The organism is Ottowia sp. VDI28, from assembly GCF_049532675.1.
In the GTDB taxonomy this organism is placed as follows: domain Bacteria; phylum Pseudomonadota; class Gammaproteobacteria; order Burkholderiales; family Burkholderiaceae_C; genus Ottowia.
Map to the genome: position 1 here is coordinate 4188565 of NZ_CP149820.1, position 13268 is coordinate 4201832.

The 13268-nt window shown below is 60.9% G+C and carries 16 protein-coding genes and 1 tRNA gene; 4 read left to right on the forward strand and 13 right to left on the reverse strand.

Annotated features, from left to right (window positions below):
* Positions 1-2: 2 nt before the first annotated feature.
* The gene (locus WJU18_RS19890; protein WP_423455049.1) at positions 3-755 is read right to left on the reverse strand and encodes an alpha/beta fold hydrolase; all 753 of its coding nucleotides are present in this window, start codon (positions 753-755) and stop codon (positions 3-5) included.
* Between the two features lie 318 nt (positions 756-1073).
* Between WJU18_RS19890 and WJU18_RS19895 the strand changes: the two genes are divergently transcribed.
* The gene (locus tag WJU18_RS19895; protein WP_423455051.1) at positions 1074-1658 is read left to right on the forward strand and encodes a TetR/AcrR family transcriptional regulator; all 585 of its coding nucleotides are present in this window, start codon (positions 1074-1076) and stop codon (positions 1656-1658) included.
* A 111-nt stretch (positions 1659-1769) separates the two neighbouring features.
* Entirely contained in the window at positions 1770-2213 is a 444-nt protein-coding gene (locus WJU18_RS19900; protein ID WP_423455053.1) for a hypothetical protein, read from the forward strand.
* A gap of 77 nt (positions 2214-2290) precedes the next feature.
* Here WJU18_RS19900 and WJU18_RS19905 read toward each other — a convergent pair whose 3' ends face one another.
* From WJU18_RS19905 to WJU18_RS19920, 4 genes are read right to left on the reverse strand one after another with little or no spacing between them, the layout of a single operon-like run.
* Positions 2291-2497: a hypothetical protein gene (locus tag WJU18_RS19905; protein WP_423455055.1), complete on the reverse strand. Its 207-nt coding sequence runs from the start codon at positions 2495-2497 to the stop codon at positions 2291-2293.
* Positions 2479-2967, reverse strand: coding sequence for a nucleotidyltransferase family protein (locus WJU18_RS19910; protein ID WP_423455056.1), 489 nt, complete (start codon positions 2965-2967; stop codon positions 2479-2481). The genes WJU18_RS19905 and WJU18_RS19910 overlap by 19 nt, the downstream gene beginning before the upstream one ends.
* Positions 2964-4022 (reverse strand): XdhC family protein, encoded by a 1059-nt coding sequence (locus WJU18_RS19915; RefSeq protein ID WP_423455058.1) that lies wholly within the window; start codon positions 4020-4022, stop codon positions 2964-2966. Before WJU18_RS19915 ends, WJU18_RS19910 begins: the two co-directional genes overlap by 4 nt.
* Before the next feature lie 37 nt (positions 4023-4059).
* The gene (locus tag WJU18_RS19920; protein WP_423455059.1) at positions 4060-4656 is read right to left on the reverse strand and encodes a CoxG family protein; all 597 of its coding nucleotides are present in this window, start codon (positions 4654-4656) and stop codon (positions 4060-4062) included.
* A gap of 295 nt (positions 4657-4951) precedes the next feature.
* Here WJU18_RS19920 and WJU18_RS19925 point away from each other — a divergent pair.
* A tRNA-Pro gene (locus WJU18_RS19925) sits at positions 4952-5028 on the forward strand.
* 152 nt (positions 5029-5180) lie between these two features.
* Here WJU18_RS19925 and WJU18_RS19930 read toward each other — a convergent pair.
* The 5 genes from WJU18_RS19930 to WJU18_RS19950 form a co-directional block, all read right to left on the reverse strand.
* A complete protein-coding gene (locus WJU18_RS19930; protein WP_423455061.1) occupies positions 5181-5456 on the reverse strand; it encodes an IPTL-CTERM sorting domain-containing protein in 276 nt (91 codons plus the stop codon).
* Positions 5453-6106, reverse strand: a complete 654-nt coding sequence (locus WJU18_RS19935) for a hypothetical protein (RefSeq protein ID WP_423455062.1) — start codon at positions 6104-6106, stop codon at positions 5453-5455. The genes WJU18_RS19930 and WJU18_RS19935 overlap by 4 nt, the downstream gene beginning before the upstream one ends.
* Before the next feature lie 64 nt (positions 6107-6170).
* The gene (locus WJU18_RS19940; RefSeq protein ID WP_423455064.1) at positions 6171-6833 is read right to left on the reverse strand and encodes a hypothetical protein; all 663 of its coding nucleotides are present in this window, start codon (positions 6831-6833) and stop codon (positions 6171-6173) included.
* A 117-nt stretch (positions 6834-6950) separates the two neighbouring features.
* Positions 6951-7904, reverse strand: a complete 954-nt coding sequence (locus WJU18_RS19945) for a hypothetical protein (RefSeq protein WP_423455066.1) — start codon at positions 7902-7904, stop codon at positions 6951-6953.
* A 118-nt stretch (positions 7905-8022) separates the two neighbouring features.
* Positions 8023-9003: an AraC family transcriptional regulator gene (locus WJU18_RS19950; protein ID WP_423455068.1), complete on the reverse strand. Its 981-nt coding sequence runs from the start codon at positions 9001-9003 to the stop codon at positions 8023-8025.
* 303 nt (positions 9004-9306) lie between these two features.
* Here WJU18_RS19950 and WJU18_RS19955 point away from each other — a divergent pair, with 303 nt between their 5' ends.
* Positions 9307-11100, forward strand: coding sequence for an IlvD/Edd family dehydratase (locus WJU18_RS19955; protein WP_423455070.1), 1794 nt, complete (start codon positions 9307-9309; stop codon positions 11098-11100).
* A 21-nt stretch (positions 11101-11121) separates the two neighbouring features.
* Here the strand turns inward: WJU18_RS19955 and WJU18_RS19960 are convergent, their stop codons facing one another.
* From WJU18_RS19960 to WJU18_RS19970, 3 genes are read right to left on the reverse strand one after another with little or no spacing between them, the layout of a single operon-like run.
* The gene (locus WJU18_RS19960) at positions 11122-11532 is read right to left on the reverse strand and encodes a RidA family protein (RefSeq protein WP_423455072.1); all 411 of its coding nucleotides are present in this window, start codon (positions 11530-11532) and stop codon (positions 11122-11124) included.
* A 24-nt stretch (positions 11533-11556) separates the two neighbouring features.
* Complete coding sequence (locus tag WJU18_RS19965; RefSeq protein WP_423455074.1) at positions 11557-12285, reverse strand: amino acid ABC transporter ATP-binding protein; 729 nt, start codon at positions 12283-12285, stop codon at positions 11557-11559.
* Positions 12286-12296: 11 nt separating this feature from the next.
* On the reverse strand, positions 12297-13256 hold the full coding sequence (locus tag WJU18_RS19970; RefSeq protein WP_423455076.1) for an agmatinase: 960 nt from the start codon (positions 13254-13256) through the stop codon (positions 12297-12299).
* Between the last annotated feature and the right edge of the window lie 12 nt (positions 13257-13268).

Here is a 13268-nt window from a genome sequence, read left to right on the forward strand (position 1 = left end):
CTCTAATGTGTGGAAAGCGGCTGCTGCAGAAAATCCAGAACGATGTGGTTGAACGCATCAGGACGTTCCCAGTTGATCGAATGGCCGGCATCGCCGATTTCCGCGAACTGGGCGTGCGGCAGGTGCCTGGCCCAGGTTTTCATGAGGGCAGGAGGTGCCAGCAAGTCACTTCCGCCCATCAACACCAAGGTTGGGCTGGCAATGGCGGAAATCTTGGCGAAAGTATTGGGTGTGCGAAGGGCTTGCTCCGGAGCACCTGCTTGGCGGGATGCGTGCTCCATGGCAACAAAGCGCTGAAAGCCCTCGGGATTTTCCGACCGGTAAGCCACGCCCACCTCAAGATACGGCCGCACTTCCGGACGGCCAGTCAAACCGGGAACAGCGATGCGGGCATAAAAATCCTGCATCTCCGGCTCGGTGAATTTCCCGTTGCTGCCGGCCACAACCAGTTTGATCAAACGTGAAGGCTGCCATGCCGCGTAGTCCAGCGCGGCAAAGCCGCCACCGGCGATGCCCAGAAGATGAAACTTCGCCAAGCCGAGCGCATGGACCAGCGACTCGAGGTCTTCGGCAATGCTTCCTGGTTGAGGACCTGTCGCTGGGTCTGCCATGCTTTTGCCCCAACCGCGGCGATCAAAGGCGATCACACGGTAACCAGCCCCGTGAAACGCCACAAACTGCGCATGCCAGGACTCGATGGTCGATGTATTGGCATGCAGCAGCACCAGCGGCGTACCGTCTCCGCCACTATCCATGACCCAAAGACGGGCTCCCGCCACGGGAACCTCTTTGACCGGAAAAATAGAAGGAGGAAGAAACAACGAGTTTGATGGAGCCATGTGTGTCATCGCCAGTGCTCCCGAAGTCTAGGGACGCGAGCCACATTGGCCTACTGCCGTCCAGTCAAAGCAGTTATGCAGGCCGTTTGAAGACGCCAAGGCAGGACCCGTGACGGAGTTCTGCCCGTTGGCGCACTGCGAACCGAAACGATTGACGGGCCTTGACTCGCAACCAACCAACTAGTAGGATGGCAATCCTGAAGCTAAAGCAAATCAAACCATCACCTCAACCTCATGTCTGTGGAACTCTCTCCCCGAGCCATCGAAATTGCCGAGCACGCCAGGCAGTTGCTCTCCACTGGCGGCTACAACGGCTTCAGCTATGCGGATCTGTCCGACCGCGTGCACATTGGCAAGGCCAGCATCCATCATCATTTCCCCAGCAAGGCTGATCTGGTGCTGACCGTCGTCATGCGCCACCGTGAGCAATCCTTGGAAGGGTTGGTTGAACTGCAGCGCCACCTCGGTGACGACCCGCTGGCGCAACTGACAGCCTATGCCGACTATTGGGCGCAGTGCATACGCGACGGCTCGTCGGCCATGTGCATCTGTGCCATGCTGGCGGCCGAATCACCCGCGATTCCGCCCGAAATAGCCTTGGAGGTGCGAAGCTATTTTCAAGACCTGACCGCGTGGATCGCCGCCGTGCTGGAAAAGGGAGCCGCCCAGGCGCAGTTCCGGTTGCAAAACAGTGCCCATGCCGAAGCCCAAGTGTTCATGTCCACCATACACGGCGGCATGCTGACGGCGCGTGCACTGGGCGATCCCGAATCCTTCAAGACCATCGCACATACCGCCCTCCATCGGCTGATCGCCTGAGGCGGATCCTTTTTTTAATCTCATAATCGACCAACTAGTCGGTTGTTTTTCAAAGAGCCCACTTATGCCACACCCCATCTCCCCCTTGGCGCTTTTCATACCGCGATCAGCTTGCTGCCATTGGCCGCAGGCCTCTACAGCTTTGCCCGCCATCGCGCCATCGACCCTGCCCGGCCGCCAGGGCGGGTGTACCTGGCCGGCTTGGTGCTGTCTGTGCTGACAGCGTTCGGCCTATCCAGCACTGGGGGCATCAATGCCGGTCACATCCTGGGCATCCTCGCGCTATTGGCGGTGGGTGGCGCGCTACTGGTTCCTCGCCTGTCTTTTTTCGGGCGGGCGCGCCCCTACCTGGCTCAGTTGGGCTTTTCGTTCAGCTTCTTTTTATTGCTGGTGCCAGGCATCAACGAGACGCTGACACGCCTGCCCGTCGCACACCCGCTGGCCGCGGGCCCGGACTCGCCTCTCGTGCGTGGCGCTCTGGCCACATGGGCAGGCATCTTTGTACTGGGAGCCTTGCTGCAGTGGTGGTGGATGCGTTCGCAACGCAACGCTTGAGCAGACAAACCGATTTGACGCCTACGCCCGATATACCCCGATATACCCCGATATGCCCGAATCGGGCGGAGTGGAACCTATTGCGCGAAAGAACCCGCCAGCCCCTCCGGCCACGTCAGGGCGATGCCATAACGCGCCTTGAGTGCCGCGCGGTCCACTTCGCTATCCACATCCAGCGTGTAGCGCGCATGATCGGCGGCCAAGGTAGCGACCTGAGCTGCATGGGCTTTTCGCCAATCCCGCAAACCTGCGGCCCCCGTCATTTTCATGATCTCGGCACGCACCCCGGAATCCAGCACCAGAGGATGCCCCGGCTGTCCATCATGGCTCGGAACCACCAGTTGAACACCAGCCCCCTGCCCTGCCAAGCCCTCAGAACGGCGTTGACATCCGCCGCCTCGATCAAGGGTTGATCAGCCAGTGCAACCAGCACCGCGCCGAGTTCCACCGGCAGCGCCCCCAACCCCACACGCAAGGAAGAGCCCGGCCCGTCATCCGGCCGTGGGTTCAACGCCCATCGCAACTCCAGCGCTTCTGCCAGTGAAGCTTGGAGCTCTCGCAGAAGCGGCTCGATGCGCGCCGCGTGATGCCCCAGCACCACCACGGCCTGGCGGATACCGGCCTGCGCCAAGGCGCGCAAATGCCGCTCGATGAGCGGAACACCATCGCGCAGAAGCAAGGCCTTGGGTTTGCCGCCCATGCGCCGCCCGGCGCCCGCGGCCATGATGACGGCACCAATATCGCCCGTTGTCATCCCGTAAAACAGGCTACCTGATCGCCGGGCAGATCGGCTTGCTCTGCCTGCGCGTTCTTCACGTGCGCCACATCCAGCTCAGGCGACAGCGGCACGCCATTTTTCACGGCCAGCACCTCGGACATGATGCTCACCGCGATCTCGGGCGGCGTCTTGCTGCCAATATAGATACCGATCGGGCCGCGCAGCCTCTGCAAACTCTCTTCGGTTTGATCGAAATGCTCGATCATGCGCTGGCGCCGCGCGGCATTGTTGCGGCGGCTGCCAATGGCTCCAATATAAAAAGCATCTGAGCTCAAAGCCTCAAGCAACGCGAGATCGTCCAGCTTGGGATCGTGCGTCAGCGCAATCACGCAGCTGCGCCGGTCGGGCTTGAAATCAACCACGGTATCGTCGGGCATGGTGCCGAGCACCCGCACCCCCGCCACACTCCAGGCGCCTCTGTATTCTTCGCGCGGATCGCACACGGTCACGGCAAAGCCGCAAAACAATGCCATCGTGGCCAGATATTCACCCAGTTGGCCCGCACCAATCAGCAACATGCGGTATTCAGGGCCGAAAGTATTCACAAGCCGCTGTTCATTCACGCTCAGTGCCGCGGGCGCCTGGGCTGGCTCGATCGAGACAGCGCCATCCGCCAGATTCACGCTCCGGTGCATCAAGCGCCCGGCTTCAAGCGCGCTCACCAATTCAGACAGCTTCGCCGCATCAGGATCGAACTCCAGCAGCAGTTCCAGCGTGCCTCCGCACGGCAAGCCAAACCGGTGGGCTTCATCGGCAGTGATACCGTATTTGACGAACTGCGGCGCTCCATTGGTGGAAGCCTTGAGCGCATCAGCAGCGGCCGCTTGCGTATAGCGAGCGATCAGATCGTCTTCGATGCAGCCGCCTGACACGGAACCAACCACGGCCCCTTTCTCGGCCAACCCCATGATCGACCCTATTGGCCGGGGAGAAGAACCCCAGGTGCGCACCACGGTCGCCATGAGCGCATGCTGTCCAGCCGCGCGCCAATCCCGCAAGGCACGCAAGACGGTAACGTCAAGATTTTCCATGACCGCCTCCTTTCAAAGCGTTTGTCGAAATTGCGGCTCAGCCAAAGTTGCGCATCACCCAGTAGCCCACGCCCAATACCACGACCCCACCGACCCAAACCCACCAAGGCACGGATTTCGAAGCGCCTTGAGTTGACGCCACTTCATTGCTGACCGGGGCGGCAGCAGCCTCCTCGGCAACTGGAGCCGGGTAACGCTTCTGCATCTCGCCGTCAAAGCGCTTGAAGAACTCTTCCGCCATCGACTTGGCAACGCCATCTATCAGCCTTTGCCCTACCTGCGCGATCTTGCCGCCCACCTGTGCGTTCACGGTATAGCCCAACTCGCAGCCAGCGTCTTGCGGCGTCAGGGTCACCTTCGCCGTTCCCTTGCCGAAGCCCGCCGCGCCCGCCTGCCCATCAAAAATGAGGGTGTAGCCCTTGGGCGCATCGATATCCGTCAATGCGATCTTGCCGTTGAACCGCGCCGCCACCGGCCCCACCTTGATGGCATTGGTGACGCCGTACTGGTTCTCGCCTGTGGATTCGATTTTTTCGCAGCCCGGAATGCAAGCTTTCAGCACCTCAGGATCATTGAGCGCATCCCAGGCTTGTTGCTGGGTCACGGCGAGTTGGCGGCTACCTTGCATGTCCATAGTGGTTTCCTGTGATGTGTTCTTGGTATTGGTGTGTCGTGTGCCTGATGACCATCAAGCGCTCCATGTATCAGTCTACCCAGTTTGGAATCCGCTGGCTGAAGCCTTCTTGCGAAGGGTCATCGGCTGTTCCAAGCTGACACATCCAAATTGACACACCTATACCGGCAGACGCGCCGGCTACGCCTGAAAAGAGGGGTGCCCCGCTCGAAAAACCCTCTTGCGGGAAAAAATTAAACAAACCAGCCGACCATGCTCATCAGCGCAAAAGTACAGGCTATAATCGATGGCTTGTCGGCGTGTAGCGCAGCCTGGTAGCGCACTTGCATGGGGTGCAAGGGGTCGCGAGTTCGAATCCCGCCACGCCGACCATTTATTCGCAAAGAAATCAACGGGTTACAGCAGAAATGCCGTAACCCGTTTTTCTTTGTCCGAAGGCGTTTTGGGCTGAGAGGCAAACCGGATTTGGCTCTTGTGCATTCTCAAGGCCTGTGGGATGCGCCTGGGGGGTGACCTCTGTAGCTTCAAAGTTTGTTGCGGCGCAGAGTGCTTACGCCCAGCGCGGCTGCAGTCATGGCAAGCAGCGCCAGCGCCCATTCACCCAGCGTGGGCACGGCGGCAATGCTGCCCAGCCCCGGTGGCGCAGCGGTGCAGTTGGCATGCCAGGGTGTCTCGCCCGTGGCCACGTCCCAGTCGTTGCTGACAGAGGGCGTGAGGTAGTTGGGGCAGAGCTGCGAGTCGTTGGTGAGCAGCGAATTGGGCGCTGCGGGCACGGGGCCGGTGAGTTGGTTGTCATTCACGTACAGGCGCTGCAACCCGGGGGCAGCGCTGGAATGGTGCCCGTGAGCTGGTTGTAGCCCAGGCCCAATTGTTCCAGCACTGGCGCGCCGGTCAACGACGGAATTGCACCCGTGAACTGGTTCTGGCGCAGCCCCACTACCCGCAGCGCGGGCACATTGTCGAACGGCGGAAGGCTGCCGCTGAATTGGTTGTTGAGTGCGTAGTACCACTGCAGGTGCTGCAGCCCGGCGGGCGTGGGCAGCACGCCCGTGAACTGGTTATCACCGAGGCTGAGGAACTCCAACTGCACCAGGCCCGCGATGGCGGGCGCAGGGCCTGCCAGTTGATTCGAGTGCAGGCTCAACGTCACCAGACCAGGCAGGGCAGACCAGTCAGGCACAGGTACGCCCACGGGGCTGACGAGGTGGTTGTTGGATAGATCCAGCCCGACGACGGTGGTGGTGCTCTGGTCGCAAGTCACGCCATACCAAGTGCACTCGGTGCCTGCCGGGCTTCCCCAATTGTCCTGATGCCACCAGTTGGCGCCGCCGGTGGCAGCGTAAAAGTCCAGCAGGTATTGCCGCTGCGATGCGGGAATGGCGGCTTGGGCGCTGCCTGCGACCAAGAGAGTAAGGATAGTGAGAAAGCGGCGAAAGAAAGAGACTGTCATGGCGGTTTTTCGATGAAATTGATAGTCTTTTGCGCTTGATGGAAGACCTTGGAGACCAAAAACTTCAAACCCGCTTGCGCCGCAAGGCCGTGAAACTCAGCGTGGCGGCCACCAGCGACAGCAGCACCAGCGCCTCTTCGCCCAGCGTGGGCACGGCGGTGTGCGATGGTGCAGGCGGTTGCGCGGCGCAGGGGCCGCTGTAGGGGGCCAGCAACCAGTTCGCCGGGTTCATCTGCACGCCGCTGGCTGCGTCGTCGAAAGCGTGAACTGCCGGGCCGTCGCGCAGCACATGGTTGCTGCCATTGGCGAACCAGTGCAGCGGCACCGGGTGCGTGAAGCCGCTACTGCTGAAATCCGCTCCCGCCGGACTACTACTAACCCCGCTGAATATGCTGGTCAGCGTGCCCGCGCCGTTGGTGGTGACGCTGCCAGTGGCCGCAGTGGGCGGCGACGCGAGCGGGCTCAGGTCTTGCGCGAATACGGCGTTGCCAGCGTCGTTCATACGCCAGATGGTGCAGCGCAGATCGGCTCCGACCCAGGTCTGATTCACCGCCGTGTTACCGCCGTTGTCGAACACGAAGGTGATGCTGAAGTGCTCGCCGTTGTTGATTTGCGCGAAACTGGAGTTGGCGATCGTGCCGGTGTAGGTGATGGCATAGGGCGAAGCGACGGCGGCGCTATAGGCGCATGCCAATGCAGTAGATGTCAGAAGTTGGCGGATGCTCATGGGAGTTCGGGGTAAGCGATGAATCTGTTATGGGCGGAGCGGCCTCCAGGGTCGCGTTTTGCTTCAATCGTGGTAGCTGCTCGCGTGTGGCTTGGAGCGCTGGAGGCCAAAAACACTTCAAACCTGCCTGCGCCGCAAGGCCGCGAAGCCCAGCGTGGCGGCGGCCAGCGACAGCAACGCCATCACCGCTTCACCCAGCGTGGGCACGGCGGTAGCGCCGCCCAGCCCCGGCGGCGCGATGGTGCAGTTGTCGTACCAGGGCGTTTCGCCCGTGGCCGCATCCCAGGCAGGGCTATTCGAGGGCGCGAGGTAGTTCGGGCAGAGGTGAGAATCGCCAGCGTCCAGCGAGTTGGGCGCAGCGGGCACGGGGCCGGTGAGTTGGTTGTTGCCAACCCTCAACCAGAGCAGCCCCGGCGGCAGGGCGGGAATGCCGCCGGTGAGCTGGTTGTTTTGTAGGGCCAGCATTTGTAGGCTGGGTACGCCGGTGAGTGTGGGAATGGAGCCGGTGAGCTGGTTATCGCGCGCCGTGAATCGGGTGAGCGCTGGCAAGCTGGAAAGCACTGGAATGCTGCCGCTGAACTGGTTCGCGTTGACGTTGTAGGCATCCAGGTGCTGCAGTCCGGCAGGAGCGGGCAGCCCACCTGTGAACTGGTTGACCGCGAGGTTGAGATCCTGCAACTGCGCCAGGCTTGCAATGGCAGGCGCGGGGCCCGTCAATTGATTGTTGCCCAGGGCGATCTGTTGCAGATCCGGGAGCGCCGCCCAGTCGGGCACGGACACACCCACGGGGTTACCCAAATGGTTGCTGCTCAAATGCAATTCGGTGATGGTGGTGGCGCCCACATCGCAAGTCACGCCGTACCAGTTGCACTCGGTGCCCGCGCCGCCGCCCCAGCCAGTGTTGTCGATCCAGTTGGGGCCGCCGGTGGCGGCGTACAAATCCAGCAGGTACTGCCGTTGTGATGCCGGAATGGCCGCCTGTGCGCTGCCTGCGGCCAGCAGGGCGAGGATGGTGAAAAGGCCCCAGATACGGCGAAGAGAGTGAAATGGGCGAAGAAATGTGCTTGTCATGGCACAGCCAATTCTGGGAAATCGGCCGTGCGGTGTCGTTGTCGGCAACGACGAATGACTGGTTCAAAACGACATCAAGAGCAAAGGCTCTGGGCGTTGCGTACGCAACGCGCAACACTCAACCTGCGCTGCGCACCTCGGTCGGCGTCATGCCGAAGCGCCGCTTGAAGGCCCGACTGAAGGCGGAGAAATCATCGAAACCGTTGTCCTGCACGATCTGCAGCACCAGGCGGTGCTGCTGAAGGGGATCGGCTAGCGCCGCGCGGACGCGATCCAACCGAGCGTCGCGCACGAAGTCGGAGAAGCAAGTGCCCTCGCGGGCGAACAACCTTTGCACTTGGCGCGGTGTGAGGTGGTGCCGGTGCGCGATCTGCGTCAGGCTCAGTTCATGCTGGTTGATTCGTGCGAGGATGTCGCGCCGAATCAGCGCCAGGCGCGGGACATGATGCGCATTACTTTCTGGCGGCTGCACACCGTGCCCGGCGGGCGTGAGCATGTGGGCCATCAGCTCCAGCAGGTGCGACTGGGCTATTTGCAGCAGCGGCGCGGACAAGGCAGGGTCATGGGGCATATCGGCGAGCAACTGCGCATAGCCCATGGCGAGAGCAGGTTCTAGCATGCTCCGGGGCAACAGGCGCAGGGGGGCTTCGTCCAGTCCGGGCACCCGCTGCGCCAGGGCAGCATGGGGCAGTTTGAGGGTAGCCGCCCGACCTCCTCTGGTATGGATGAATTGGTGCGCTCGCGCCTGTGAGTGCAGGACATAGCGACCCGCCGGTATCACCTCATCGCCGTGCTCGGTGCGCATGATGCAGCCCGCCTGGGTCGTGGTGAGGAAGAGGTCATCGGCCCCATCGCGCATCAGCGCCGGCGAGCGCCACAGGTGCGCGGGCGTATGCGTGCCGTGCGTATACACGGCCTCGCTGCCCAGAGGTATCACGGAAACTGTGAAGTCCAGCGGAAGGGCTCCCTCGCAAGCCCACAAATCCACGCGCATCAGTGTGCGGCCAAACAGCTCGCGAACCGCATCGGCCTTGTCCGGCCCGGTGTAGTCGCTTGATGACAAGCGAAAGCGCTCGGCGGTGATGGGTGCTTCGGGCATGACGGCTCCAATGGGGCGGGTCGCTTCAGTGTAGATGCCAGCCAGCGGTTGTCAGCAGGATAAAGGTTCCTATCATCGGCCAAGGGCGCCGCGACGTAAACCTCCAAGTCGCGGACCCGTTTCGAAATGGCGGACTGAGGTGGTATTCAAGCGGTGAACCGCAGGCTCGAAGCTCTTCAGCACACATCCCCAGTACGGCGTCTCCGACTGCTTAAAGGTGAGATTCATCTATTCCTTGTTGGAGTTTATTTGAATACCGATTAATCGCTTGTCAGCACGAGCAGATAACTCGAAACTCGGGCTATGAGTACATCAAGCAACAAGCCTGGCAGGCTTCGATCGCGCGCCTGGTTCGACAATCAGGACAATCCAGGAATGACAGCGCTCTATCTGGAGCGCTACATGAACTACGGGTTGACACTCGAGGAATTGCGCGACAGCGGCAAGCCCATCATCGGCATCGCGCAAACTGGCAACGATCTCTCACCCTGCAATCGGCACCACATCGAACTGGCCAGCCGCGTACGCGATGGCATCCGTGATGCTGGCGGTATTCCTTTCGAATTTCCGGTCCACCTGATCCAGGAAACCACACGCCGGCCCACAGCGGCGCTCGACCGCAATCTCACCTACCTCACCTTGGTCGAAGTGCTGCACGGCTATCCGATCGACGGCGTGGTGCTGACGACGGGATGCGACAAGACGACGCCCGCGATGCTGATGGGTGCCGTCACCATGGATCTGCCGGCTATCGTGTTGTCCGGGGGCCCCATGCTCAACGGGTATCACCAAGGGCAACTCGCGGGCTCAGGAACAGTCATCTGGCACGCGCGCAAGGAACTCGCCGCTGGAAAGATCGGCTACGAAGAATTCCTCGACATGGTGGCCAGCTCCGCCCCGTCCGCAGGACACTGCAACAGCATGGGCACCGCGCTCTCCATGAATTGCCTGGCGGAAGCCATGGGCATGTCGCTGGCCGGCAGCGCAGCGATCCCGGCCCCGTACCGGGAGCGCGCTCAGTCTGCGTACTACACGGGCAGACGTATTGTCGGCCTGGTTCATGAAGACCTTCGCCCCAGTCGCATCCTTACCCGAAAGAGCTTCGAAAACGCGATCGTCGTGACCACTGCACTCGGCGGTTCGAGCAACTGCCCCCCACATGTGACGGCGATTGCCCGGCACGCCGGACTGGACCTGAGCATCGAGGATTGGGACCGTCTGGGCTACGAGGTGCCGTTGCTCGTCAACTGCATGCCCGCCGGGGAGTTTCTTGCTGAAGAATTTCATCGCGCCGGCGGCCTGCCTGCTGTAGCAGGCGAGCTTTTGAAGGCTGGCCTGCTGCACGCTGATGCGGCCACAGTAGACGGCGGAACGATCGGAGAACGGTACGGCGCATGCGCCACCCGCGATGACAGGGTCATCCGGCCGGTCGGCCAGCCGCTGGCCAAGATCGCAGGTTTCGCGGTGATGTCCGGCAACCTGTTTGACTCCGCGCTTTTCAAGACTTCAGTGATCTCGCCTGAATTCCGGCGACGCTACCTGGAAGACCCACAGGATCCTGACGCATTCGAAGGGCGGGCAGTCGTGTTCGAAGGCCCGGAGGACTACCACGCCCGCATCAATGACCCTACGCTAGGAATCGACGCGGACTCGATTCTTTTTATTCGCGGCTGCGGGCCAGTGGGTTACCCCGGTGGTGCTGAAGTAGTAAACATGCTGCCGCCCGATTCGCTCGTGCGCGCTGGCATCGAACTCCTGCCCTGCGTGGGAGACGGCAGGCAATCAGGGACCTCTGCCAGCCCTTCGCTGCTGAACGCCTCACCGGAGGCTGCCGTCGGCGGCGGCCTGGCTTTGGTAGAAACAGGCGATGTGGTGCGCATCGACCTTGGCCGCCGCCGGGCAGACCTGCTGATCACAGATCAGGAACTCGCTCGCAGGAAAGCCGCCTGGTGTCCTCCCGCCCTGGAAAACCACACACCATGGCAAGAAATTCACCGCGCCACCGTCGGTCAGTTGCAGACGGGTGCCTGTCTCGATCTCGCGGTCAAGTACCAGCGCATCAGCACCACCTTTCCGATTCCCCGAGACAATCACTGACCTCCCGGAGACGTTTGGGGCTCAGTCCGGGATGACAGCGGTTGCGTCGATTTCAACCAGCCATTCCGGCCGGGCCAGTGCGGACACAACGATTCCAGTAGAGACCGGAAAGACACCCTTGAGCCACTTGCCGGTGACGCGATAGACGTCTTCGCGGTATCGAGGGTCGATGATGTAGACCGTTATTTTGCAGATATGCTCAAGCTTGCCCCCCGCTTCTTCGAGCAGCATTTGGATGTTCGCCATGGCTTGTTCGGCCTGACCGCGGGCGTCGCCAATGCATACGCTTTCGGATGTATCCAGGTTCTGGCCGATCTGCCCGCGAAGGAATACCGTGCGGCCTCTGGCCACCACGGCCTGGCAAAGATCGTTGTCCAGTTTCTGCTCAGGGTAAGTGACTTGGGTATTGAATTTGCGAATTCGGGTGTGCATAGGTGCTTTCTTGTTCTTGCAGGCTTAGTGCTGCAATATCTTGGATAGGAAAACCTGGGCTCTTTCAGAGGCATCGCCCTCAAAGAAACTCTTCGAGCTCGTGTTGTCCACGATGGCTCCGTTTTCCATGAAGATGACTCGGTCGGCGATGTTTCGCGCAAACCCCATTTCGTGGGTAACGACCATCATGGTCATCCCCTCGTTGGCAAGATTGCGCATCACGTCCAGCACATCGCTCACCATTTCCGGATCAAGCGCCGAGGTGGGTTCGTCAAACAGCATGAGAAAAGGATCCATGCAAAGCGAGCGCGCAATGGCCACGCGTTGCTGTTGCCCTCCGGACAGCTGCGAAGGATACTTGTGCTGATGGGCGCTCAGCCCCACTTTGCCCAGCAACTCCCTGGCCTTGGCTTCAGCGGCCGACTTGTCGCGCTTGAGGACAATTTCTTGCGCGATCGTGAGGTTCTGCATGATGGTCAGGTGAGGAAACAGCTCGAAGTGCTGAAATACCATGCCCACCGAAGCTCTCAAGCGCGAGAGATTCGCACCGCCAGCCGTGATGGACTGGCCTTTGATGCGGATGTCGCCTTGTTGAATGGCCTCCAAGCCATTGATGGTTTTGATCAGTGTGGACTTGCCTGACCCCGAAGGGCCGCACACCACCACGATCTCTTTTTCCTGCACTTGGCAGGAGCAGTTATTGAGCACCTGGTGGCTGCCATACCATTTGCTCACGCCATCAATTTCAACCATGTCTTTGCGCTTTACTTGTCAAAATAGCCAGCTCGAATGGCGCTTCCGATCAGATTGACAATCAATCTGCCGGCAGTAACGCAGGTGATCTTGTTGGCTGCATCCTTGGAAGGCTGGATCTCGACGATGTCCATGCCCACGACGCGTCCCTTTTTCACCAGGCCGTGGATAAGCTGGCGAGCTTGAACAAAGGTCACTCCACCGGGGGCAGGACCATCCACTGCAGGCATGACGGAGGGGTCCATTCCATCGGCGTCAATGGAGAGGTAATAGTTGCCGCCATCAGGGATGCGATCCAGAACGGCCTGCATGCCGATTTCATGCAGCTCGTAGGCCGTAATCATTTCCGAACCGTAGTCCTTGGCTGCCTGGAGTTCTTCGGGCCGGCCGCTGCCTTGGGCCCTCAGGCCGATCTGGAAAATGCGCCCCACGTGCTCCATTTCGGCCGCGCGGCGAATCGGGCTGGACAGGCCGTCCGTCACGCCGTTGACTTCATGGCGCCAGTCGAGATGCGCGTCAATGTGAATCAAGGTGACCGGACCGGTCTCGTCATAGGCCCTCAGAATGGGCGTCGTGATGCCGTGGTCGCCCCCCAGGACGATGGGCAACCCCTTGGTCTTCAGAATCTTGCGAACCAGTTCCTCGGCCTTGCGGTAGTGCTCGCCAGGCACGGCAAGGTTGGGCATGACATCGCCGCAATCCACGAATTTGATGTCCTTGCGGTTCTGCAACAGAGGCCCATCAATATCAAAGTCGTAGTGGTCCGGAGCGCGCACATAGCGGTCCGTCAGCTCGCGCAGCGCTTGCGGCGCCTTGCTCTGGTCGTTCCCGAATGAATGCGGGCCATAGGCAGCACCGAAGGGCATGCCCACGATGGCGATATCGGCATCCAGCGTATCGACGTCGGTGTGCAGCTTGGAGTACAACAAAGTCTGATGGTTGACTTTGGGCGGATTGGTAAGTGTTTTCATAGTGTGATTTCC

Excerpts from the sequence above, each read along its gene's own strand:
- WJU18_RS19890 (WP_423455049.1), bottom strand. The coding sequence starts at position 755 with ATGGATAGTGGCGGAGACGGTACGCCGCTGGTGCTGCTGCATGCCAAT.
- WJU18_RS19895 (WP_423455051.1), top strand. The coding sequence starts at position 1,074 with ATGTCTGTGGAACTCTCTCCCCGAGCCATCGAAATTGCCGAGCACGCC.
- WJU18_RS19910 (WP_423455056.1), bottom strand. The coding sequence starts at position 2,967 with ATGACAACGGGCGATATTGGTGCCGTCATCATGGCCGCGGGCGCCGGG.
- WJU18_RS19915 (WP_423455058.1), bottom strand. The coding sequence starts at position 4,022 with ATGGAAAATCTTGACGTTACCGTCTTGCGTGCCTTGCGGGATTGGCGC.
- WJU18_RS19920 (WP_423455059.1), bottom strand. The coding sequence starts at position 4,656 with ATGGACATGCAAGGTAGCCGCCAACTCGCCGTGACCCAGCAACAAGCC.
- WJU18_RS19935 (WP_423455062.1), bottom strand. The coding sequence starts at position 6,106 with ATGACAGTCTCTTTCTTTCGCCGCTTTCTCACTATCCTTACTCTCTTG.
- WJU18_RS19940 (WP_423455064.1), bottom strand. The coding sequence starts at position 6,833 with ATGAGCATCCGCCAACTTCTGACATCTACTGCATTGGCATGCGCCTAT.
- WJU18_RS19945 (WP_423455066.1), bottom strand. The coding sequence starts at position 7,904 with ATGACAAGCACATTTCTTCGCCCATTTCACTCTCTTCGCCGTATCTGG.
- WJU18_RS19950 (WP_423455068.1), bottom strand. The coding sequence starts at position 9,003 with ATGCCCGAAGCACCCATCACCGCCGAGCGCTTTCGCTTGTCATCAAGC.
- WJU18_RS19955 (WP_423455070.1), top strand. The coding sequence starts at position 9,307 with ATGAGTACATCAAGCAACAAGCCTGGCAGGCTTCGATCGCGCGCCTGG.
- WJU18_RS19960 (WP_423455072.1), bottom strand. The coding sequence starts at position 11,532 with ATGCACACCCGAATTCGCAAATTCAATACCCAAGTCACTTACCCTGAG.
- WJU18_RS19965 (WP_423455074.1), bottom strand. The coding sequence starts at position 12,285 with ATGGTTGAAATTGATGGCGTGAGCAAATGGTATGGCAGCCACCAGGTG.
- WJU18_RS19970 (WP_423455076.1), bottom strand. The coding sequence starts at position 13,256 with ATGAAAACACTTACCAATCCGCCCAAAGTCAACCATCAGACTTTGTTG.